The 22,417-nt window shown below is 65.4% G+C and carries 21 protein-coding genes; 8 read left to right on the top strand and 13 right to left on the bottom strand.

Annotation, left to right across the window (positions count from 1 at the left end):
* The first annotated feature begins 228 nt into the window (after positions 1-228).
* Together ACLFLU_RS04070 and ACLFLU_RS04065 are read left to right on the top strand one after the other, a co-directional pair.
* Positions 229-1,146 (top strand): sulfite exporter TauE/SafE family protein, encoded by a 918-nt coding sequence (locus tag ACLFLU_RS04070; RefSeq protein ID WP_426411063.1) that lies wholly within the window; start codon positions 229-231, stop codon positions 1,144-1,146.
* Positions 1,143-1,913, top strand: a complete 771-nt coding sequence (locus ACLFLU_RS04065; RefSeq protein ID WP_426411062.1) for a TIGR02186 family protein — start codon at positions 1,143-1,145, stop codon at positions 1,911-1,913. Before ACLFLU_RS04070 ends, ACLFLU_RS04065 begins: the two co-directional genes overlap by 4 nt.
* 131 nt (positions 1,914-2,044) lie before the next feature.
* Here the strand turns inward: ACLFLU_RS04065 and ACLFLU_RS04060 are convergent, their stop codons facing one another.
* Positions 2,045-2,818, bottom strand: coding sequence for an MBL fold metallo-hydrolase (locus tag ACLFLU_RS04060; RefSeq protein WP_426411061.1), 774 nt, complete (start codon positions 2,816-2,818; stop codon positions 2,045-2,047).
* 12 nt (positions 2,819-2,830) lie between these two features.
* Positions 2,831-3,739, bottom strand: a complete 909-nt coding sequence (locus ACLFLU_RS04055) for a DMT family transporter (protein WP_426411060.1) — start codon at positions 3,737-3,739, stop codon at positions 2,831-2,833.
* A 99-nt stretch (positions 3,740-3,838) separates the two neighbouring features.
* Between ACLFLU_RS04055 and ACLFLU_RS04050 the strand changes: the two genes are divergently transcribed.
* Positions 3,839-4,699 carry a LysR family transcriptional regulator gene (locus tag ACLFLU_RS04050; RefSeq protein ID WP_426411059.1) on the top strand — a complete coding sequence of 287 codons (861 nt, stop codon included), beginning with the start codon at positions 3,839-3,841 and terminating at the stop codon, positions 4,697-4,699.
* Positions 4,700-4,902: 203 nt separating this feature from the next.
* Here ACLFLU_RS04050 and pdeM read toward each other — a convergent pair whose 3' ends face one another.
* From pdeM to ACLFLU_RS04030, 4 genes are all read right to left on the bottom strand, one after another.
* On the bottom strand, positions 4,903-5,601 hold the full coding sequence (pdeM, locus tag ACLFLU_RS04045; protein ID WP_426411058.1) for a ligase-associated DNA damage response endonuclease PdeM: 699 nt from the start codon (positions 5,599-5,601) through the stop codon (positions 4,903-4,905).
* Positions 5,602-5,716: 115 nt separating this feature from the next.
* Positions 5,717-8,281 carry a ligase-associated DNA damage response DEXH box helicase gene (locus ACLFLU_RS04040; RefSeq protein WP_426411057.1) on the bottom strand — a complete coding sequence of 855 codons (2,565 nt, stop codon included), beginning with the start codon at positions 8,279-8,281 and terminating at the stop codon, positions 5,717-5,719.
* Positions 8,282-8,332: 51 nt separating this feature from the next.
* A complete protein-coding gene (locus tag ACLFLU_RS04035) occupies positions 8,333-9,562 on the bottom strand; it encodes an ABC transporter substrate-binding protein (protein ID WP_426411056.1) in 1,230 nt (409 codons plus the stop codon).
* A gap of 118 nt (positions 9,563-9,680) precedes the next feature.
* A complete protein-coding gene (locus tag ACLFLU_RS04030) occupies positions 9,681-10,607 on the bottom strand; it encodes a methyltransferase domain-containing protein (protein ID WP_426411055.1) in 927 nt (308 codons plus the stop codon).
* A gap of 65 nt (positions 10,608-10,672) precedes the next feature.
* Here ACLFLU_RS04030 and ACLFLU_RS04025 point away from each other — a divergent pair, with 65 nt between their 5' ends.
* From ACLFLU_RS04025 to ACLFLU_RS04010, 4 genes are all read left to right on the top strand, one after another.
* Positions 10,673-11,710, top strand: coding sequence for a ligase-associated DNA damage response exonuclease (locus ACLFLU_RS04025; protein ID WP_426414215.1), 1,038 nt, complete (start codon positions 10,673-10,675; stop codon positions 11,708-11,710).
* On the top strand, positions 11,707-13,368 hold the full coding sequence (locus ACLFLU_RS04020) for an ATP-dependent DNA ligase (RefSeq protein ID WP_426411054.1): 1,662 nt from the start codon (positions 11,707-11,709) through the stop codon (positions 13,366-13,368). Before ACLFLU_RS04025 ends, ACLFLU_RS04020 begins: the two co-directional genes overlap by 4 nt.
* Positions 13,369-13,599: 231 nt before the next feature.
* A complete protein-coding gene (locus ACLFLU_RS04015; RefSeq protein WP_426411053.1) occupies positions 13,600-13,905 on the top strand; it encodes a DUF6460 domain-containing protein in 306 nt (101 codons plus the stop codon).
* 79 nt (positions 13,906-13,984) lie between these two features.
* Positions 13,985-15,364, top strand: coding sequence for an MATE family efflux transporter (locus ACLFLU_RS04010; protein ID WP_426411052.1), 1,380 nt, complete (start codon positions 13,985-13,987; stop codon positions 15,362-15,364).
* 87 nt (positions 15,365-15,451) lie between these two features.
* On the opposite strand, the gene ACLFLU_RS04005 is transcribed toward ACLFLU_RS04010, so the two are convergent.
* Both ACLFLU_RS04005 and ACLFLU_RS04000 read right to left on the bottom strand, forming a co-directional pair.
* Positions 15,452-16,549: a quinone-dependent dihydroorotate dehydrogenase gene (locus tag ACLFLU_RS04005; protein WP_426411051.1), complete on the bottom strand. Its 1,098-nt coding sequence runs from the start codon at positions 16,547-16,549 to the stop codon at positions 15,452-15,454.
* Positions 16,546-16,890, bottom strand: coding sequence for a DUF952 domain-containing protein (locus ACLFLU_RS04000; RefSeq protein WP_426411050.1), 345 nt, complete (start codon positions 16,888-16,890; stop codon positions 16,546-16,548). The genes ACLFLU_RS04005 and ACLFLU_RS04000 overlap by 4 nt, the downstream gene beginning before the upstream one ends.
* A 179-nt stretch (positions 16,891-17,069) precedes the next feature.
* On the opposite strand from ACLFLU_RS04000, the gene ACLFLU_RS03995 reads away from it, so the two are divergent.
* Positions 17,070-17,723: a S24 family peptidase gene (locus tag ACLFLU_RS03995; protein ID WP_426411049.1), complete on the top strand. Its 654-nt coding sequence runs from the start codon at positions 17,070-17,072 to the stop codon at positions 17,721-17,723.
* A 200-nt stretch (positions 17,724-17,923) separates the two neighbouring features.
* Here the strand turns inward: ACLFLU_RS03995 and ACLFLU_RS03990 are convergent, their stop codons facing one another.
* The 5 genes from ACLFLU_RS03990 to ACLFLU_RS03970 all read right to left on the bottom strand — a co-directional run bounded on the left by ACLFLU_RS03990 (position 17,924) and on the right by ACLFLU_RS03970 (position 22,261).
* On the bottom strand, positions 17,924-19,567 hold the full coding sequence (locus ACLFLU_RS03990; RefSeq protein ID WP_426411048.1) for a lysine--tRNA ligase: 1,644 nt from the start codon (positions 19,565-19,567) through the stop codon (positions 17,924-17,926).
* A gap of 226 nt (positions 19,568-19,793) precedes the next feature.
* Positions 19,794-20,741 (bottom strand): transporter substrate-binding domain-containing protein, encoded by a 948-nt coding sequence (locus ACLFLU_RS03985; RefSeq protein WP_426414214.1) that lies wholly within the window; start codon positions 20,739-20,741, stop codon positions 19,794-19,796.
* A 92-nt stretch (positions 20,742-20,833) separates the two neighbouring features.
* Positions 20,834-21,424: an SCO family protein gene (locus tag ACLFLU_RS03980; protein WP_426411047.1), complete on the bottom strand. Its 591-nt coding sequence runs from the start codon at positions 21,422-21,424 to the stop codon at positions 20,834-20,836.
* 23 nt (positions 21,425-21,447) lie between these two features.
* Complete coding sequence (locus ACLFLU_RS03975) at positions 21,448-21,642, bottom strand: hypothetical protein (protein WP_426411046.1); 195 nt, start codon at positions 21,640-21,642, stop codon at positions 21,448-21,450.
* 148 nt (positions 21,643-21,790) lie between these two features.
* On the bottom strand, positions 21,791-22,261 hold the full coding sequence (locus ACLFLU_RS03970; RefSeq protein ID WP_426411045.1) for a hypothetical protein: 471 nt from the start codon (positions 22,259-22,261) through the stop codon (positions 21,791-21,793).
* Positions 22,262-22,417 lie beyond the last annotated feature (156 nt).

Below are 22,417 nucleotides of genomic sequence, written 5' to 3'. Positions count from 1 at the left end.
GTCGTTGTTGACGGACGCCGTCGCCACAGCTTGTCGGGACAACAACCAGTCGGGGTAATGGCTTTCGCCAGGACGACGTTGGAGAGCTAAGGCGCCTCGGTCACTCTCATTCACCACGCGCAAATTTCCCGGTCCCGTCCCGCACCAAATTCCGCTAATGAAGGGCGCGGCATGCCCTTCCTGCGAGCGCTCCGCGAAATCGATCCGTCTCGCCGGAGCGTGGGTCCGATGCAGCTCTACCTTCCGATCGCCGATCTTCCGGTCAACGTGTTCCTGGTGCTGGCGATGGGCGCGGCCGTCGGCTTCGTCTCCGGCATGTTCGGGATCGGCGGCGGCTTCCTGATGACGCCGCTGTTGATCTTCATCGGCATCACGCCGGCGGTCGCGGTTGCCTCGGTCGCGAGCCATATCGCGGCCTCGTCATTTTCCGGTGCCCTCACCTATTGGCGGCGGCGCGCGATCGATCCGGCGCTGGCGAGCGTGTTGTTGTGCGGCGGCGTGAGCGGAACGGCGCTGGGCGTGTGGACCTTCACGCAGCTCCGCGCGCTCGGCCAGCTCGACCTGATGATCGCGCTTTCTTACGTGGTGCTGCTCACCACGGTGGGCAGCCTGATGTTCTCCGAGGGCCTGCGCGCATTGATGCGGACCCGGCGCGGCGCCGTGCCACCACGGCGAACGCACAACTGGATTCACGGCCTGCCGCTGAAGATGCGGTTCAAGCGCTCGAAGATCTATCTGTCGGTCATCCCCGTGGTGATCATCGGCGTCGTGATCGGCTTCATCGGCGCGATCATGGGCATCGGTGGCGGCTTCATCCTGGTCCCTATCATGATCTATATCCTGAGGGTGCCGACCTCGACGGTGATCAGGACCTCGATGGTGCTGACGCTGGTCACGATGTTGTTCGCGACCATGCTGCACGCGGTGACCAATCACCTCGTCGACGCCGTGCTGGCGCTGATCCTGATGGTCGGCGGCGTCACCGGTGCGCAATTCGGCGCCCGCGCCGGCCAGAAGATCCGCGGCGAGCAGCTGCGGTTGCTGCTGGGCTTGTTGATCCTATCGGTCGGTGTCCGCTTCGCGGTCGAGCTGGTGATCCGCCCCGAGGACCTCTTCACCATCCGTGAGCTCGGGGTGAGCGGATGATGCGCGTTCTTCTCGCATCGCTTCTCGTCCTGCTGCTCGGCGCGTCCGCGCGGGCCGAGCGGCTGATCGTGTCGGTCTCCAACCATCGCGTCACGGTGACGCCAAACTATTCCGGCGAGGAGCTGGTGCTGTTCGGCTCGGTGGAGAAGGACGCCGCCACGCCTGCCGACCGCACGGCTTACGACCTCGTGGTCACCGTGATGGGCCCGCGCGCCGACATGGTGACGCGACGCAAGGAGCGCACCTTCGGCATCTGGATCAACACTGACTACCGGCAGTTCCTGCAGGTGCCGAGCTATCTGGCGCTGTTCGCCAACCGCCCGTTCGACCGCATCACCTCGCCCGAGATCGCGCGGCGGCAGCAGATCGGGCTAAACAACGTGCTGCTGACCCAGCGCGTCAGCGGCGATTACGCCGACGTGGTGCCGAACGACGCGTTCCGCTCCGCCTTCATCCGCCTGCGCACCCAGCGCGGGCTCTATCGCGAGGATGCGAGCGCGGTGACGTTCCTGACGCCGACGCTGTTCCGCACCGGCATCCCGCTGCCGGCGGAGGTCCCGATCGGGACCTATGAGGTCGAAATCAAGCTGTTCGCGAATGGCGCGTTCATCGGCAAGACCGAGACCGCGTTCGAGATCGTCAAGGTCGGGTTCGAGCAGTTCGTGGCGAACACCGCACGGCAGAACGGGCTGGTCTATGGCCTCGTCACGGCGGCCATGGCGCTGATGACGGGATGGATGGCGTCGATCGTGTTTCGGAAGGATTGAGGGTTGTCATTCCGGGGCGCGCGAAGCGCGAACCCGGAATCCATCGATCGGCGGAGTTGGTGGCGCGATGGATTCTCAGATGCGCAATTGCGCATCAGAGCTCGACGCTTCGCATCGCCCCGGAATGACGGCTACGGCGCCTCAACCACCGTCGGCACGCCGGGCTCGAGCAACCGCAACCGCGTTCCGAATCCCAGCACGTCAAACGTCTTGCGCAAATCCTCGCTGTTCTGGCGGAAGTGCGCCCAGCCTTCGGTATGCAAGGGCACGATCATCGCGTCGGGGAAGGCGCGCGCGGTCTCGATGGTGTCGTTGGTGTCCATGGTGAGATGGAACGGCCCGCGGGTTTGCGCAGCGCCGGCAAAGGGCATCACCACGCCGCATTTGAAACGGCGCGCGACTTCGGCGACGCCGTCGAACCAGGTGGTATCGCCGCTGATATAAACAGCGCTCGTGTCCTTGCGGCTCGACTGCACCACGAAGCCGATGACGTCGCCCGACAGCGGCTCGATGCCGGCCGGGCCGTGACGCGCCGGCGTCGCGGTGATGGTCAGCGTGTTGCCGTCACCGTCCTTCAGATGCGTGGTCGCCCAGGGCGCGAGGCCCTCGACATGACCGCCGAGACGTTTTGCGCCGGCTTCCGTCGTCAGCGCGCGCCTGACTTTGAGCAGATAGTCACGGCCGGAATTGTCGAGATTGTCCGAATGCTGGTCGTGGCTGAGCAACACGGCATCGATCGGGCCGATCGCATCGGCCTTGATCGCCGGGCCGATGGTCTTCTCCAGCTTCACATGCGGCAGCTGATAAGCACCGGGCGCATCGAACGTCGGATCGGTGAGCAGGCGAAAGCCGTCGATCTCGATTAGCGCGGTGGGCCCGCCGATCAGGGTGATGGAAACAGGCATGGAAAGCTCCTCTTACGCGACGGGCTTTGCCGGGCGCGTCACCAGGTAAATGCCGAGCGCCACCGGAATGATCCCCAGCAGGTCGCGGGCTTCGACGTGTTCGCCGAGCACGAGGAAGGCGAACAGCATGCCGAGCGGCGGCATCAGGAAATGATAGGCGCTGGCAGCGGTGGCGCCACACACTTTCAGGAGATGAAACCAGAGCCAGTAGGCCAGGATCGAGCCGCCCAGCACCAGGAACGCGAAGGCGCCGATCAGGCTCGGGGTGACATCGATCGCATGAACATCGGCGAGGGTGAGCGCAACCGGCGTCAGCACGATGCCGGCGGCGAGATTTTGCACGCCATTGCCGATCCACAGGCTTCCCTTGGGCGCAAGCAGCTTGAACAGGATGGTGCCGGCGACGATCGACGCGAGCGAGGCGAGGGTGAAGAGAATGCCGTGCAGGCTGTCGGTGCCGACCGAGAGGCGATGCCAGACGATCAGGGTGACGCCGATGATGCCGAGCAGGAGGCCGCTCGCCTTGCGCCAGGTCATGCCCTCGCCGAGCAAAAGCGCCGCAAGCGCCGCCGTGAACACCGGATTGGCGGACACGATCAGGCCGCCGAGGCCGGCGGAGACCGATTGCAGGCCGGTGTAGCCGAGCCCGAGATAGAGCGCGTTGTTGGCGATGCCGAGCACGGCGAAGATCAACGCGTCGCGCCATGACAACGACCAGTCGCCGCGGATCATCGTGGCCCCGAGGATCAGGATGCCGGCCAGCGAGAAGCGCGCGGCGAGCAGGATCAGCGGCGGGCAATGGGTGACACCGATCTTGCCGGCGACGAAGGCATAGCTCCAGAGCAGGCAAAACACGCCGATGGCGAGCGGCAACGTGTTGAAGCGGCTGCGGGGGAGCGAAATTGAGGGAGCGAGGGACATGAGGGCATTTCTCCTGAGCCCTCGATCTAGGGACGCAGCTTGCTATTTGGAAATTAAATGATTAACTCACAATCAGTCGATTTTCGAATGGAGGCGTCCATGCTCGATCTGGAGCTTCTGCGCAGCTTCGTCTCGGTGGTCGAGGCCGGCGGCTTCACCCGCGCGAGCGAGCGCGTCCACCGCACGCAGTCGACCGTCAGCCAGCAGATCAAGCGGCTGGAGGAGGATGTCGGCCAGGTGCTGCTGCACCGCGACGGCAAGGACGTGCGCCCCACTGAGGCCGGCGAGCGGCTGCTCTCGTATGCGCGACGGCTGCTGACGCTTGCGGAAGAGGCGCGCGACGTGCTGCGCGACGAAGGCGAAGGCGCGATCCGGCTCGGCATCCCCGAGGATTTTGCGGCGTATCGGCTGGCAAAGCTGCTGGGCGCGTTCTCACGCTCGCATCCGAATCTGCGGCTCGACGTGCGCGCCGACCAGAGCAAGAACCTCGCCCGCGATCTCGAACGCGGCGAGCTCGACCTTGCATTGTTCAAGCGCGAGGCCGGCGCGAAGGGCGCGATCGCGGTGTGGCCGGAGGAGGTGCACTGGGTCACCAGCAAGAGTCATCCGGTCGACGTCAACGTATCCTCGGTGCCGCTGATCGGATTTCCGCTCGGCTGCCTCTATCGCGCCGGCGCGATCCATGCGCTGGAAAGCGCCGGTCGCGCCTGGCACATGTCCTATTCGTCATCGAGCCTCGCCGGCATCCAGGCCGCCGTCGCCGCCGGCATGGGCCTCAGCATTCTGTCGGAGATGTCGATCCAGGCCGACCATCGCGTGCTGACGGCGAAGGACGGCTTTGCGCCGATCAACCGCACCGAGGTGGCGCTGATGGCCGCACCGAACGCCAGCTCCGCGACGCTGCGGCTGGCGGATCGGCTGGCGGAGTTTTGCGAGACCGTGCAGGCGAAGGCGGCGTAGTTGCCAAGAGGTCGGTCTGTTCCCTCCCCCCTTGCGGGGGAGGGCTAGGGAGAGGGGTACCACACGGGGACTCTCTCAGTTCGCGCGACGACTCACTGATAGACCATCTCCCGGGCTACCCCTCTCCCCCGCCCTCCCCCGCAAGGGGGGAGGGAGCGCAGTTGTGCGCGTGGCGGGAGTGGTCAGCCCAAATGGAGCGCGGCCTAATAACACCGCGACGCCGCGATCGCGTGGACGCGGCGGTCGCCGAGCAGATGCGCGACAAAACCGTTCTTCGGAAAGATCTTTGCGAACGCTGCATCGCGGATGCTGAGACCGCCGGCATAGGCGCCGAACGCGGGCATCACGGCGCGCATCCCGTCGCTGGCGAAGCAGCGCCGCTCCATCGAGCGGCCGCGCGCGGAGACGCGGGCCTTGGGATGGAGATGGCCGGCGATCTCGCCATGCGCGCCGGTCGGCTCGTGGCGGAAGGTGATTTGGCCGATCGCGACTTCATCGGCAACGGTGCCGCCGAGATCGCGCGGCAGCATCGGATCGTGGTTACCTGATATCCAGATCCAGTCGCGGCCGGTCTGAAGCGCGGCGACGGCGTCGCGGTCATCCGCGGACAGACGCTGATGCGCGGAGCGATCGTGAAAACTGTCCCCGAGCGCGATGACGATTTTTGGGTTATGGCGGGAGATGACAGCAGCGAGGCGGCTCAGCGTGGCCAGCGTGTCGTAGGGCGGCAGCAGCACGCCGCGCGTGGCGAAGCTGGAACCTTTTTCCAGATGCAGATCGGAGACGACGAGCAGGCGCTGCTCGTCCCAAAACAGCGCGCCGGAGAGATCGGTGTGGAGCGAGACGCCGGCAACGTCCAGCGCGAGCGTTGACGTGATCGATAGTGCAACTTGTTCCGTCATGGCCGGGCTCGTCCCGGCCATCCACGTTCTTGGCTTCGCAAGAAAGACGTGGATGCCCGGGACAAGCCCGGGCATGACGATGTGGGTGGATCAGCGCGCCTCACTGGCAAATTCTCTACGACATCGCCTCTTTGACGAGCTCGTCGGCGGCTTCCGCCAGCAGCTCGTCGCCAGCTTCGCCATAAACTGACTCGCGGCCGATTTCCAGCATCACAGGGACCGCGAGCGGGGAGACATGGTCGAGTTCCCGGTGGGTGATGCGACCCTGGATGCGCTCGAGCATGCCGCCGAGGCGGCGCAGATCGAGCAGGCCGGTGGCCGCATCGGCGCGCGCGGCGCGCAGCAGCACGTGATCAGCCTGGTGCTTGCGCAGGACGTCGTAGACGAGATCGGTCGAGAACAGCACCTGGCGGCGGCTCTTGTCCTCGTCGGTGAAGCGGCGCGCGATCAGGCCGGAGATCAGCGCGCAGTTGCGGAAGGTGCGCTTCATCAGCGCGGACTCCGCGAGCCAGGCTTCGAGATCGTCGCCAAGCATGTCCGGATTGAACAGCGCATCGAGATCGAGCTCGCCATTGCGGATCATGAAGGAGGCATCGCCCAGCCCCCAGATCGCCACCGCATATTCATTGGCGACGAAGCCGAGTGGCCGGGCGCGCATCCGCTCCAGACGACGCGTCAGCAGCATGCCGAGCGTCTGGTGCGCGAGCCGGCCCTCGAAGGGATAGCAGATCAGGTAATGCTTGCTGCCGCGTGGAAAAGTCTCGACCAGGAGCTCGCGGACGCCGGGCACGCGCGAGACGTCTTTCTGCAACGACAGCCAGTCGCGCACCTGCTCGGGCAGGCCGTTCCAGGCGCGCTTGTCATCAAGCAGGCGGCGCACGCGCTCGGCGAGATAGGTCGAGAGCGGAAACTTGCCGCCCATATAGGACGGCACTTTCGGATCCTTGTCGTTGGCGCGGGAGACATAGACCTGGTCTTCGGCCAGCGCCTCGTAGCGCACGACCTCGCCGCCGAACACAAACGTATCGCCGGCGGTCAGGCCCTCGATGAAATATTCCTCGATCTCCCCTAGCACGCGGCCGCCGCGCGCGATCGCGCCGGTCGAACCGGTGCCGCCTGCGCGCGAGCGCACCAGCCGCACCTTCAGCATCGGCTCCTCGACGATAGTGCCGACATTGAGTCGATAGCTTTGCCGCACTTTTGGATTGGCGACGCGCCAGCGGCCCTGCTTGTCCTGCTTGATGCGGGCAAAGCGCTCATAGGTTTTCAGCGCGTAACCGCCGGTGGCGACGAAATCTACGACGTCGTCGAAATCCTGCCGCGCAAGACTTGAGTAAGGCGCCGCCGTGCGGACCTCGTCATAGAGCTCGTCACTCAAGAACGGCTCACCGCAGGCGCACCCCAACACGTGCTGGGCCAGCACGTCGAGTGCGCCGGTGCGCAACGGCGGCGTGTCCTGCGCATTCTCGGCGATGGCGTCGATCGCGGCGCGGCACTCCAGCACCTCGAAACGATTGGCCGGCACCAGCACGGCGCGCGAGGCCTCGTCGAGGCGATGGTTGGCGCGGCCGATGCGCTGCATCAGCCGTGACGATCCCTTGGGCGCGCCGATATTGACGACGAGGTCGACGTCGCCCCAGTCGACGCCGAGGTCGAGCGAGGAGGTGCAGACCACGCCGCGCAATTTGCCGGCCGACATCGCGTCCTCGACCTTGCGGCGTTGAGCGACGTCGAGCGAACCGTGATGCAGCGCGATCGCGAGGTTGTCGTCGTTCATGCTCCAGAGATTCTGGAACAGCATCTCGGCCTGGCTGCGAGTGTTGACGAAGACCAGAGCGGTCTTGTTCGCCTTGATCAGCTCGTAGATTTCCGGGAGCGCGTGGCGCGCGCTGTGGCCGGCCCAGGGCAGCCGCTCGCTTGTGTCGAGCATCTCGACCTGCGGCGGCGCAGCGCCGCCGGCGACGACGATGTCGGCGGAGCAGGCTTTGTCTTTCGGTTGTGGCACCAGGAAACGCGCCAGCGATTCCGGCTCGGCCACCGTCGCCGATAGCCCGATCGCACGCATCTGCGGCGCGAGACGCCATAGCCGCGCCAGGCCCAGCGAGAGCAGATCGCCGCGCTTCGACGTCACCAGCGCATGCAGCTCGTCAAGCACGATGCGCTTGAGCGAGGAGAACAGGAACGGCGCGTCATCGGAGGACAGCAGCAGCGCAAGCTGCTCGGGCGTCGTCAGCAGGATGTCCGGCGGATAGCGGCGCTGGCGCTGGCGCCGCGACACCGGCGTATCGCCGGTGCGGGTCTCGATCTTGATCGGCAGCCCCATCTCGGCGACGGGCCGTTCGAGATTGCGCGCAATGTCGACGGCGAGCGCCTTGAGCGGCGAGATGTAGAGGGTGTGCAGGCCGGCGCTACGCTGGACGGCCCGGCCGGTGGAGACGATGGACTTGGTGGAAGCAGCGGGTGGAGAACTCAGCTCCACCAGCGTCGGCAAAAATCCGGCCAGCGTCTTGCCGGCGCCGGTCGGCGCGATCAGCAAGGCCGAGCGGTCCTCACGCGCCTTCTCCAGCAGCGCGAGCTGATGCTCGCGCGGCGACCAGCCGCGAGCCGAAAACCACGCCTGGAAGCGCTCGGGCAGCAGGGTGGCCGGCTCGGCCGATATTTTGAGGATGCGGGGCGGCACGGCATCACAGGTAAGCCGTGCGGGCGGGTTCGTCGAGGGGTGGGGAGGTCCCTACTCCGACATCGGCTTATCCGAGATGTCCCAGTCCTTGCCGCTGAAGATCGAGATGAACAGTGTCTTCATCGGCGTGTAGTCCTCGGGCGTATAGTCGTAGGTAACGCCGTCGAGGAAATAGGGCGAGTGGAAGCCCTTGAGCGTGGAGGCCTGCTTCAGCACATTGGCGCGGGTGAGCTCGTCGCCGCAGCGGCGCAGGATCTCGCCCATGGTGACCGCCTGACCGTAGCCGGCAAAGGCGATGGTGTTGTCGGGGTCGATGGTCGGGATGTACTTCTTGCGCAGCTCCTCGAACGCCATCACGTCCGGGTCCTTTTCCCATTTCGGCAGGCCGACCTCCTTGTTGTAGCGGATGGCGACGATGCCGGCGGCGTTTTCCAGCCCCGCGGCGTTGAGGATGGAGCGGCCGGTCGAGCCGGCCGACAACAGCTGCAACGGCTTCCAGCCGAGCTCGGCCACTTTCCGGATCGACTGCGACGTCGCCTTGCCGGTGGTGATGTTGTAGAAAACGTCCGCGCCCGATTTCGAGAGATTGATGAGCTGGGAATCGACGGTCGGATCGGTGAGATCGTAGGTCTGCTCCATGATCACCGATGCGGTGCCGCCGGCATCGGCCAGCACCTTCTTGAACGGACCGAGGAAGTCGCGGCCGAAATCGTCATTCTGGTAGAGGATGCCGATCTTCGCGTTCGGCCTCACGCTGACCACGTGGCGCGCCAGGATGCGCGCCTCGGTCGGATAGAGCGGCAGGCCCGCCATCGTCCATTTGAACTCTTTCGGGTTGTTCCACTTCGACGCGCCGGTGTTGAGCAGCAGCTGCGGCACGCCCTTGGAGTTCAGGTATTTGTGCACGGCGGTCTGCGGCGCGGTGCCGAGCGAGCCGTAGAGTGCGAGCACCTCTTCCTGCTCGACCAGGCGACGCGTCGCCTCGACGCATTTCGGCGCGCTATAGGCGTCGTCCATGGTGAGGAACTTGATCTTGCGCCCGTTGATGCCGCCTGTCTCGTTCAGCATCTGGAAATAGGCCTCGCCGATCCGCCCGAGCACGCCATAGAGCGAGCCGGGACCGGAATGCGGCACGGTCTGCCCGACCTTGATCTCGGTGTCGCTGGCGCCCGCATCGTATTTCTTCTCGGCGGCCCAGACGTAAGGCGCGGGCAGAACGGATGCGGCAATGGTGGCGAGCGCGGCGGCGCTGACATCGCGCCGCGATGGATTCTTCGTCATTGTTGTTTCTCTCCCTGGTGCGCGCATTGTGCTGGCTTCGCAGCTTCGCTCGCAAGTAGGAAGTTCGTCGCTGAGCGACGCAATGACGCTTAAATTGCGGGAAGCTTAGCGCCTAGACTCAAGTTTTCTCGGCAACGACGACGAGACCGCGCACCGGCTCGTTGTTCTCGATGCGCGGTGATGCCGGCTCGAGCGTCAGCAGCTTCAGTCCCGCCTTGGCGATCGCACCGCGCACATATTCCGCCGAGTGGGCATAGCGCAGGCCTTCACCGAGAACGATGCCATCGCCGTCATGCGTCTCCAGCGTGAAGGCGAGCACGCCGCCTGATGCGAGCACGCGTTTGGCCTCAGTCAGCACCGGCGCAAGATCGGAGAGATAGACGAACGCATCCGCGGCGACGACGAGATTCGCGCTTGCATCAGCCTTGCCCTGCAGGCCATCGATCATGTCGGCGACTTCGAGCTCGGCATAGAGCCCGGTGGCGCGCGCCTCCTTGATCATGCCGGGCGACAGATCGATGCCGATGAAATGATCGACCTGTTTTGCGAACGCGGCCGCCGCAAGCCCAGTGCCGCAGCCGAGATCGATGGTGCGCTTGAAAAACGCGGGCTTCTTCGCGGCGACGCGCGCGGCCAGCACCGCCTTGAAGATCAGCGACGGCGCGCGATAGCCGAGATCGTTGATCAGCGCGTGCTCGAAGCGCGGCGCGTATTGGTCGAACAGCGCCTGCACATAGGCCTTGGGCATCTCCGCCATCTCTGTGTCGCCGAGCCGTATCAGATGCAGGCCGGCGCCGTGCTGATCCCCGGGGTCGGACTCGCGCGCTTTGCGGAATGCTGCGATCGCCTTGTCGCGCTCGCCGAGCTGCTGGCGGATTTCGCCGAGCGTGAACCAGGCCGAGGTGAAATTCGGCGCCAGCTCGATCGCCTGTTCGATGAGATCGGCGGCGGCGGGCAAATCGCCCTTGAGCTGGAGGTCGCGCGCGAACTCGAAACGGCGGTCGGCCATGAGATCGCCGGAGGTCAGAAACAGGCGGAGCGGCATTGGGAACCAGGAAGCGAAGCGTGTGATGACTCGAAGATGCGGTGGTGCGACCTATATATCAGGCCATGCGCCCGCAAGACATCCTGCTGCCAACTGCTGACGGCCTGTGCTGCAAATCCGGCGGCTTCCATATCGATCCCGTCCGCCCGGTCGACCGGGCCGTGATCACCCACGGCCATTCCGACCATGCCCGCGCCGGCCATGGCGCGGTGCTGGCGACGCAGGAAACGCTGGACATGATGCGGCTGCGCTATGGCGAGAATTTTGCTGGCTCGACGCAGGCCATCAGCTATGGCGAGGAGATCCGGCTCGGCGACGTCACCGTCAAATTCCACCCGGCCGGCCATGTGCTGGGCTCGGCGCAGATCGCCGTCACCTGCAAAGACACCTGCATCGTCGCCTCCGGCGACTACAAGGACGCGCCCGACCCGACCTGCGTCCCGTTCGAGCTGGTGCCCTGCGACGTCTTCATTACCGAGGCCACGTTTGGCCTGCCGGTGTTTCGCCATGGCGATGCGGCCCTTGAGGTGAAGAAGCTGCTGGCCTCCGCCGCTTTGTTTCCCGAGCGCGCGCATCTCGTCGGAGCCTATTCGCTCGGCAAGGCGCAGCGCGTAATCGCGCTGCTGCGCCTTGCCGGCTATGACGCGCCGATCTACCTGCACGGCGCGATGGAGAAGATCACGTCCTACTACCAGAGCCGCGGCATCGGCCTCGGCGAGCTGCGGCCGGCGGCGGGCATGAAGAAGGCGGCGCTGGCCGGCACCATCACGCTCGCACCGCCGTCGGCGACGTCTGATATCTGGGCTCGGCGCTTCCCCGACCCGGTCACCGCCTTCGCCTCGGGTTGGATGCGCGTGCGCGCCCGCGCGCGACAGGGTGGCGTCGAATTGCCGCTGGTGATCTCCGACCACGCCGATTGGGACGGTCTCACCACGACGATCGCGGCAACCGGCGCGGGCGAGATCTGGGTCACCCACGGCCAGGAAGACGCGCTGGTGCATTGGTGCAAGTCGCAGGGTTTGCGGGCACAGCCGCTCGATCTCGTCGGCTATGGCGAGGAGGAGGAAAGCGAGCCGCCGGTTCGGGGCGAGGCCGAGGCATGAACCGCTTCGCCGAACTCCTGGACCGCCTCGCCTATGAGCCCGGGCGCAACAACAAGCTGCGGCTGATCACCGGCTATTTCCGCGAGGTCGGCGATCCCGACCGCGGCTATGCACTGGCCGCGCTCACCGGCGCGCTGAGCTTCAAGCACGCCAAGCCCGCGCTGATCCGCGACCTCATCGCGTCGCGCACGGATGAGGTGCTGTTCGGGTTGAGCTACGATTACGTCGGCGATCTCTCGGAGACGGTGGCGCTGATGTGGCCGAAGGCGGCGATGGCCGCCCACAATAACCCGCCGCCCCCTAGCCTCACCGAAGTGGTCACCACACTCCGCACGCTCGGGAAGACCGAGTTGCCAAAGCTGCTCGAACGCTGGCTCGACGAGCTCGACGAGACCGGCCGCTGGGCGCTGCTGAAGCTCGTCACCGGCGCATTGCGCATCGGCATCTCCGCGCGCCTGGCGAAGACCGCGGCCGCCGCGCTCGGCGACAAGGACCCGCATGAGGTCGAGCTGATCTGGCCGGGTCTCGCGCCGCCTTATCTCGACCTGTTCGCCTGGCTGGAAGGGCGCACCGAAAAGCCGGTCAATCGCGATCCCGCACCGTTCCGGCCGGTGATGCTGGCGCATGCGATCGAGGACAGCGATTTCCAAAACCTCGATCCCGCCGACTACGTCGCCGAATGGAAGTGGGACGGCATCCGCGTGCAGGCGGTCGCGGGCCGTGACGAGCACGGGCAGATCACGGCTCGGCTTTATTCTCGCACCGGCGAGGACATCACGCGGAGCTTTCCGGATCTGGTGCCGTCGCTGCGCCTGCCCGGCGCGATCGACGGCGAGCTGCTGATCCTGCGCGAAGGTCGCGTACAGAGCTTTAACGTTCTGCAGCAGCGCCTTAACCGCAAGGTCGTGTCGCCAAAGCTGATCAAGGAGTTTCCGATCCACCTCCGCGCCTACGATCTCCTCGGCGATGACGAAAACGACCTGCGCGAGCTGCCGTTCGCCGAGCGGCGAGAACGGCTCGAGGCCTTCATCGCAAAGCTCGACAACCCCCGCATCGACCTCTCAGCGACGATCACCTTCGCGAGCTGGCAGGCGCTGACCGCCGCGCGCGCCGATCCCGCGAGCGCCGGCGCGGGCGAGGATGCCGACGCTGTCGAGGGCGTGATGCTCAAGCGGCGCGATGCGCCCTATCTGCCGGGACGGCCGAAGGGGCAGTGGTGGAAGTGGAAGCGCGATCCGCACATCATCGATGCCGTGCTGATGTATGCGCAGCGCGGCCACGGCAAGCGGTCGTCCTATTATTCCGATTACACCTTTGGCGTCTGGACCGAGACCGAGAACGGCGACGAGCTGGTGCCGGTCGGAAAAGCCTATTTCGGCTTCACCGACGAGGAGCTGCTCCAGATCGACCGCTTCGTCCGCCGCAACACAACCGAAAAGTTCGGCCCCGTCCGCCATGTCGTGCACGAGGGCGACAAGGGGCTGGTGCTGGAGGTCGCCTTCGAGGGGCTGCAGCGCTCGCCGCGGCACAAATCCGGCGTCGCGATGCGCTTTCCCCGTATCAGTCGCTTGCGCTGGGACAAGCCGCCGCGGGAAGCCGACCGACTGGAAACGCTGGAAAAAATGTTGAAAGCGGAGGCGGCGGAGGTTGAGGCTTGAGGCGTGGCAGGTGCGCCCCCTCTCCCGCTTGCCCGAAAACAGCAACGCCGTAGCCCGGATGGAGCGCAGCGCAATCCGGGGCCCCTCTCGCCTGCTGCACGAACCCGGATTTCGCTGCGCTCCATCCGGGCTACAATTAAAACGCGGTAAGCTGATTGACGGTCCGGTCGGGGTTCCCCATGTCCCCCGCCGTGACCTATAATCCGGGCGAATCCGCCCAAGGAGTTTGAGATGGCCCACGACGTCAGAGATTTGCCGGCCGGCCGCAGTGATGGCCTGCACCGCTTTCTCGGCGGCTCGCCGCTGGCGGTCGCGTTTCGCCTGGTGCTGCTCTCGATCCTGGTCGGCGTCGTGCTGGCCGCGATCGGCTTCGATCCCTGGAACATCATCTACAGCATCCGCCTGCTGTTCCAGCGGCTGTGGGATCTCGGCTTCGATGCCGTGAACTGGCTGTGGCGCTACTTCCTGCTCGGCGCAGTCATCGTGATCCCGATCTGGCTGCTGATGCGCGTGTTCGGCTCGCCGCGCGGCCGCTAGCCGAAGAGCGCGGGCGATGCAATTGCACCATGTCGGCCGTGATGGTGCAATCGGGCGTTTGGTCGGGTAGACGAAGCTGATGCACGCGCCCGTTCATCCCAAAATCGGCAGTCGCCAGGTCTTCACCATCGCGGGCCCTGCGATGGTCGCGAACCTCACCACGCCGCTGATCGGCGTGGTCTCGACCACCGCGATCGGCCGGCTCGACGATGCCGCGCTGCTCGGCGGCGTCGCGATGGCCTCCGTCATCTTCGACTGCCTGTTCTGGCTGTTCGGCTTCCTGCGCATGAGCACGCTCGCCTTCACCGCGCAGGCGCTCGGCGCGGGCGAGACCCGCGAGCAGACGGTGATCCTGGTGCGCAGCTTCATCGTCGCCGGCCTGATCGGCGGCGCATTGATTGCGCTGCAATTGCCGCTGGCCGGCGCACTGTTCGATCTGATGGGCGGCAGCGAGGGCGTGACGCGCGCCGCGAAAACCTATTTCATGATCCGGATCTGGTCGTCGCCGTTCGCGTTCGCCAACTACGTCATTCTCGGCTGGCTGGTCGGACAGGCCCGCGCCAATCCGGCGCTCGCGCTTCAGGTCGTCATCAACCTCATCAACATGGCCGCGACGATTCTGCTGGTGCTGGTCTACGACACCGGAATCGCCGGCGCTGCGATCGCCGCGCTGCTGTCGGAGGGCATCGGTTTCGTGCTCGGCGTCATCGTCTGCCGGCGCTATGCGCATGGCGGCTTTGCCGTTCCCCGCGCAACGCTGTTCGATCGCGCCAAGCTGATGCGGCTGCTGGCTGTCAACTCCGACATCATGATCCGCACCGCGGCGCTGATCACCGTGTTCCTGTTCTTCACCGCCAAGGGCGCGCGCGCCGGCGACGTCACGCTGGCGGCGAACTCCGTGCTCAACAATTTCCTGCTGGTCAGCGCCTTCTTCCTTGACGGCCTTGCCAACGCCGCCCAGCAGCTCTGCGGCCGCACCTTTGGCGCCCGCGATGCCAAAGGCTTTGCCGATTCGACCCGGCTGGTGCTGCTGTGGGGCCTCGGCTTCGCGATGGTCGTCGCGGTGCTGTTCGCGCTGTTCGGGCCGAACCTGATCAATTTCATGACCGCGAGCGAGGACGTCCGCCGCGCCGCGCGGGACTTCCTGCCGTTCATCGTGCTGGCGCCGATCCCCGGCGTGTTCGCGTTCGGCTTCGACGGCATCTTTGTCGGCGCGACCTGGGCGCGCGAGATGCGCAATCTGATGCTGGCCTCGCTCGCGATTTTCTTAGGGGTGTGGTGGGCGCTGCAATCCTACGGCAATGCCGGGCTATGGTGCGCGCTGATTGCGTTCTATGTCGCGCGCGGCGGATTGCAGGGCGCGCGGTATCCGGCGCTATACCGGGCGACGTTCTCTTCTCCCTCGCCCCGCCTGCGGGGAGAGGGTCGGGGTGAGGGGGACTCTCCGCGAGGACAGTAAGAGTTGGACTCGCGGAGAGTCCCCCTCACCCGGAATTTGCTCTCGCAAATTCCGGCCTCTCCCCGCACGCGGGGAGAGGCGAAGAGCTTACATCCCCGGCCAGTCTTCCGCCGTCAGCGTCGCCGCATCGGCACCGACGATCTCCGACAGCGAATCCCGCCCTGTGCGCAACAGCGTCGACGTCAGATCGCGCTTGATCTCGTCGACGAGGCCGAGGCCCTTGTAGACCAGCGACGAATAGAGCTGGATCAGGCTCGCGCCCGCGCGGATCTTCGTCAGCGCGGCTCCGCCGGAGTCCACGCCTCCGACACCGATCAAGGGGAATGCGCCCTCGACGCGCACATAGGTCTCCGCGACCATGCGCGTCGACAGGCGGAACAGCGGCCGGCCCGACAGGCCGCCCTGCGCTTTCGCGCGCATCTCCTCGCGCAGCGTGCTCGGCCGCGCGATCGTCGTGTTCGACACGATCATGCCGTCGACCTTGCGCGAGCGCGCGACCTGCACGACGTCGTCGAGCTGGGCGAGGCTCAGATCAGGCGCGATCTTCAGCAGCACCGGCGTATCGCCGGCCTTCTGCCTGACACGTTCGCGGGCGTCGATCACGCGGCCGAGCAGATCGTCGAGCAGCGCGCCTTCCTGCAAATTGCGCAGGCCCGGCGTGTTCGGCGAGGAAACGTTGACGGTGAAATAGCTCGCCACCGGCGCAAAGGTCTCGATCAGCTTGACGTAGTCGGCGACACGGTCAGGCGAATCCTTGTTGGCGCCGACATTGACGCCGACGATGCCGCCGTTCGCCGCGCGCGCGGCGAGTCGGCGCAATGCGACCTCGGCACCGTCATTGTTGAAGCCCATGCGGTTGATGACCGCTTCGTCGCGCTCGAGCCGAAACAGCCGCGGACGCGGATTGCCGGCCTGCGGCTTCGGCGTGACAGAGCCAATCTCGACGAAGCCGAAGCCGAGCCGCAGCAGCGGATCGGGCACTTCCGCGCTCTTGTCGAAGCCCGCAGCCATGCCGATCGGGTTGGGAAAGTTGAGCCCGAAAGCGCGCACCGCAAGCTTGGGATCATCGGTGCGCGGCTTCACCGGCGGCAGGAAGCGCAGGCCCTGGATGGCGAGCCGGTGCGCATCTTCCGGATCGAGCCAGCGCAACACCGGCAGCGAGAATGCATCGAAAGCGCGGATCACGGGGCAAGCTCCGGGGTGTCGTGGCCGCCATCGGAGCGCATGTTGAGGTTCATCACCGAGAGCACCGCGCCGAGATCGAGCTCGCCATAGAGGTGCGGAAACAGCTCCTCATTGCGTGAGCGCTCCCAGCGCAGTTCGCGGCCGAGCGCGTCGCCGTCGACCTCGACCAGGAACAGCGCGCGCTGGCCGAAATAATGCTTGCGCAGGGTCTCCGGAACCTGGGCGGCCGTCGAGAAATGGATGAATCCGTCGCGCGCGTCATCCGCGCTGCCGCTGTACACGCCCTGCCGTTCCGCCTCGCGCCAGGCCGAGGCCGGACAGATTTTGTAGATCTTGACCACCGCTAGCGGAGCCCTTTGAGTCTCTTGGGGTTTTTCGTCTCTTGCGGGTCTAAAACCCGGCGCGACCGTAAAGGCCGCTCCCTCCGAACTCAAGAGTTTGCCATCGCCCCTTGCGCGAAAAACGGAAAACCGGTTGATTTGAGGACAGTTTTCCTGAGTTGCGACGGGCTGGACCTTCCATGGTCAAACAGGCCAAAGCGCAGAGGATGCTGACCCACGACCAGGTCTGGGCCGCGCTGGACCTATTGGCCGCGCGCGCCGGGCTGTCGTCATCCGGCCTCGCCAAGAGGGCCGGGCTCGACCCCACCACCTTCAACAAGTCCAAGCGCGTCACCTCCGACGGCCGCGCGCGCTGGCCCTCGACCGAATCGATCGCGAAGGCACTGGCGGCCGCGGAGTCCTCGATCGACATTTTCGCCAGGCTGATCGGCGACGATAGCGGCGACGGCCGCGTCGTGCCGCTGCTCGGCTTCGCGCAGGCCGCTGTGAGCGGAGCATTCGACGAATCCGGCTTTCCATCCGGCAAAGGCTGGAGCGAGATCGCGCTGCCGACCGCCGAGGACAACCACGCCTTTGCGCTGGAGATTTCCGGCGACGCACTGGCGCCCGCCTATCGCGACGGCGATGTCATCCTGGTCTCGCCTGGCGCACCGATCCGCAAGGGCGATCGTGTGGTGGTGAAGACGAGGGCGGGCGAGGTGATGCTCGCCGTGCTCAGGCGCCGCTCGGCGAAGGTAGTGGAATTACAGCCGCTGGACGCGACGCAAGGAGAGCGCACGATGGCGGCGGGTGATGTCGCCTGGATCGCAAGGATCGTGTGGGCGAGCCAGTGAGGAGACGTTCAGCAGCCGCCACACGCTCGGTGTCGTCCCGGCGAACTCAGGGGACCCATAACCACAGGGAGAAGTTTGGCGAAGAGTAGCAGTTACGCTCTCTTCGGTATGAAGACCGCCATTCCTCGGTAGATCACGCGGTTTGGGTCCCGGCCTTCGCCGGGACGACAGCGGAGTATGGAGCGACGAGCAACTCTCCCTCACGCACTCCTTGCCAGCGCGCCGTCGATCATGTTGACCGCGTTCTGCACGCCATACACCGCGACGAACGAGCCGAAGCGCGGGCCCTTCTCCTGGCCGAGTAGCACCTGATAGAGCATGTTGAACCAGTCGAGCGTGACGCCGGGGCGGCCGTCCTTGCCCTTCTTGACCTGGTCGAGGAACGGCTCGCGGCGGCCGATCTCGTAGACGACGTTCTGGATGTCCTCGGCCGAGGATTCCTGCGGCAGCTGCGACAGCGCGTCGCGCAGATCCTGCAGCGCGGCGCGCTCGACGTCGGTCGGTTGGCGGAACTGCTTCGTCGGCGCAACGAAGTCGCGGTAGTAGTTGATGGCATAACCGACCATCGCATCGAGCTTCGGATGCGTCTGGGGGCTTACACCGGGACGATAGCGGCCGATAAAGCCCCACAGAGTCTCTGCATTCTCCGCATTGGACGACGACACCAGCGTCAGCAGAAGCTGGAACGTCACGGGCATGTCGCCCTGCGGCGGATGGCCGTGGTGGATGTGCCAAACGGGATTGCCGAGCTGCTGCTTGTCATCCTGCTTGGGGAAGCCATCAATGAATTGCTGATAATCGTCGACCTGGCGCGGGATGACGTCGAAAAACAACCGCTTCGCCGCCTTCGGCTCGCGATACATGAACAGCGTCAGCGATTCCGGCGAGGCATAGCGCAGCCATTCGTCGATGGTGAGGCCATTGCCCTTCGACTTCGAGATCTTCTGGCCCTTCTCGTCGAGGAAGAGCTCGTAGTTGAAGCCTTCGGGCGGCGTGGCGCCGAGCGCCTTCGCAATCGCGCCGGAGAGTTTTACGGAATCGATCAGGTCCTTGCCGGCCATCTCATAGTCGACGCCGAGCGCGACCCAGCGCATCGCCCAGTCGGCCTTCCATTGACACTTGACGTTGCCGCCAGTGACGGGCGTCTCGACTTCCTCGTTCGTGTCAGGGTCGACATACGTCACGGTGCCCGCAGCGACGTCGCGGCGGATCATCGGCACTTGCAGCACCACGCCTGACGTCTTGCTGATGGGGAGGAACGGCGAATAGGTGGCGCGGCGATCGGGCCCGAGCGTCGGCAGGATGATCTCCATCACCTTGTCGTAGGCGGCGAGCATCTTCAGCAGCGTCGCATCGAAACGGCCCGACTTGTAATAGACGGTCGAGCTGGCGAACTCGTAGTCGAAGCCGAAATGATCCAGGAACGCGCGCAGGCGCGCGTTGTTGGCATCACCGAACGACGGATGCTCGTTCGAGAAGGGATCGGGCACCGCGGTGAGCGGCCGGCCCAGATATTGCGCCAGCAGATCCTTGTTCGGCACGTTGTCCGGCACCTTGCGGAAGCCGTCCATGTCGTCGGAGAAGGCGAGCAGGCGCGTCTTGATCTTGTCCTCGGTCAGCACGCGGAAGGCATGGCGCACCATCGAGGTGCGCGCGACCTCGCCGAAAGTGCCGATATGCGGCAGACCGGACGGACCATAGCCGGTCTCGAACAGCACCTCGTCCTTCGGGCTTTTCTTTAGGCGCGCGACAATCGCCTTCGCCTGCTCGAACGGCCAGGCGTTGGATTGTTCAGCAAGCGCACGAAGATCGCTCGGGCTCATGTTAGGATCGATAACGGACATCAAGGGGCCTCCGGGCCGCGGAAAATAGCGATTTCCGGGCAGAATGCAAAAGTTGGTGCGGCGGTCGCCGCTCTTACTCCCTCGCCCCGTTCTTACGGGCAGAGGGTTGGGGTGAGGGGCTGCTTCCGCAATGACGGTGAGAATTGGACTCGCGGAGAGTCCCCTCACCCGGAATTTGCTCTCGCAAATTCCGGCCTCTCCCCGCACGCGGGGAGAGGCGAAGAATTCAAAACGGGCTCACCGAAAAATACCGCAGCCACAGATCGGTGTAGCGGCCTTTTTCCCAGATACGGAACAGGGCCCAGTTCAGCGCCTGGCGCAGCACGTCGTTGCCCTTGCGCACGGCGATGCCGATGCCTTCGCCGAAGAAGCGGCTCTCGACGAAGGGGCCGCCGGAGAAGGCGCAGCAATCGCCGGAATCGGTGCCGTTGATCCAGAACGCCAGCGAGATGGCGTCGCCGAAGATGAAATCGACCTCGCCCTTGCGGAGCGCGGCGCGCAACGCATCGTCGTTAGGATAGCCGTGCAGCTCGGCGTCGGTGAACATCGCCTTGAGATAGGCCTCATGCGCGGAGCCCGCGATGACGCCGACCTTCTTGCCTTCGAGATATTCGGGCCGGATCTCCGGCATCACCGCATCCTTGCGCGAGGCGAAACGCGCCGGCACGCGGTAATAGGGATCGGTGAAATCGACGCGCGCGCGCAGCTGCGGGCTCACCGCCATGGACGCAATGATCGCATCGCCCCGGTTCGAGGTGAGCGCATCGACCAACGTCTCGAAGCGGCGCATCTGCACGGTGCAGGTGACCTTGATCTCTTCACAAAGAGAACGCGCGAGATCGACGTTGAAGCCGGCCGGATTGCCGTCGGCGCCGGTGTAGTTGAACGGCGGGTAGTCGGTCTCGGTCAGGAAGCGGATCACGGTCAGACGCGACAGGTCGGGCCGTTCCGGGCGCCGCCGCGGGTCCCAGAAGCCGGGCACGGCCTGGGGGGCGGCTTGAGGCCCGGCTTGAGGCGCGGCTTGGGTCGTGGCCTGAGGCGCCGCCGGCGGCTGCTTGGCAGGCGCCTGCGCGCGTGCGCCGGGCAGGCTCGCGAGCAGGCACGCCGCGACAGTCAGCCCCCTCAGCAAGCCACGGGCAGATTTGGACGATTTCGCCTGTTGCGATGGAGCCATCGGCCGGAAATAAACGAATTTCATTGGGATCGGAGGGCCTTATAGACCATCCGGCCGGGAACGCGAGCGCCGATTGCAGTTAGCTGGAGGCCTCAGAGATACCGCTTCAGCTCGGTCGCGGCCTCTTCCGGGGTCCGCTTCAGGTTGAACGGCGAGACGAAACGGCCGTCGCGGTCCATCAGGTAGATCAGCGCGGTGTGGTCCATGGTGTAGTCGCCATCCTTGGTCGGGACCTTTTTGGCGTAGACCCGGTAGGAGGTGATCACCTTGGCGGTCTCGGCGGGATCGCCGCTCAGCCCCTCAAGATGCGGATCGAAGCTCGAGAGGTAGTCCTTCATGGTCGCGGGCGTGTCGCGCTCGGGGTCGACCGAGATAAAGACGGCGTTGACCTTGTCGGCATCCTTGCCCATCGCCCGCAGCACTTCCGACATCTCGAACAGCGAGGTCGGGCAGACGTCAGGGCAATGGGTGTAGCCGAAGAAGATCAGGGTCGGCTTGCCCTTGAGATTCTTGTCCGTGAAGGCCTTGCCGGCCTGATCGGTGAGCTGGAACGGGCCGCCGATCGCGGCCGGCTGCGCCACCTTGCTGACCCCGCCCATGGCCCAGAACAGCACCAGCAGACCGACGACGAGGCTTGAGGCGAAGGCGGTCGCGATCACCAGCGGACGGGCAGTGGAGCTCATGAACGAAAACTTCCTGTCGCGGATCAGAAGCAGGCGGCAAAGCCGGTCCTGATCATTTCGAAGAACACCTGGGAGCCGTAATGGAACCAGAGCGCGAGCGCGCCGGTCACCATCACCCCACCGACACAAGCGCCGGCCCACAACAGCACGGAAGACGTGCGCCCGGCATTGGGCGAATTGTCCTCTAGCGAATGTGCCGGTTGCGCTGGTTGAGCCATGACAAGGATCGGGTTCCCTGCCTTTGAAATAGGCGCTCGCGCGCGAGCGGGCAAGCGGAACGGGACCAGCGGAGATCACGTGGTGGTGCTCTCCCTCTCCCCGCAAGCGGGGAGAGGGAGAGCAAGAGCGGTGAATGAGTGTGAGAGCTTACCTGGCCGAGGGCTTGATCGCCGAAGCCTGCGCGTCGAGATAGCAGGGCTTGTACATGGCCTGGAGCTGCCTGCCCTTCAGGAACAGCATGTGCGGCGTGAGGCCGCCGCGCTGCGAGATCCAGCGCTTCACCTGCGAGGGATACATCGCGTAGAGCATCTGGGTCGCCTCAGTGTTGGTCACGGCGCGACCATTGGTGCCAAAATCCCAGGCGGCGTGGAAGCCGAGCGTCGCGTGCGAGGTGACGCAGATGCGGTCGTGCGGGATGGCGCCGAGGACGATGGTGCAGGCTGAGGCGCAGAGGCCGTCGATGATGACGGTGTCGCCGGACTGGCGCAGGTCCTGGTATTTGTCGACGTAGGTTCCGATCCGGCCGCCGCGGTCATCCGCGATCCGGACCACAGCGTGAGACGCCCCCATGCAAGCGACCAGGAGAACCGCCGCAAGCAACCCCATCAGAAACTTCATTGGCCCCCGCCCCAGTCGTTTTCGAATCTGCGCGTCAGGTGGTGATGCGCGCCTAGCGTCGGTCGACTCCGTGGTTTTGTCTAGGCACGCCAGCTCACTCAAAACAAATTCAAATCCAGTGTTGCGTCCGCGCTGCACTCAGGCTCGCCCAATCCC

This window comes from Bradyrhizobium ganzhouense (genome assembly GCF_049949285.1).
GTDB classification, from domain to species: Bacteria; Pseudomonadota; Alphaproteobacteria; order Rhizobiales; family Xanthobacteraceae; genus Bradyrhizobium; species Bradyrhizobium ganzhouense.
Note: the sequence above shows the minus strand (reverse complement) of the source record. Positions and strands in the feature narration are given on the sequence as shown.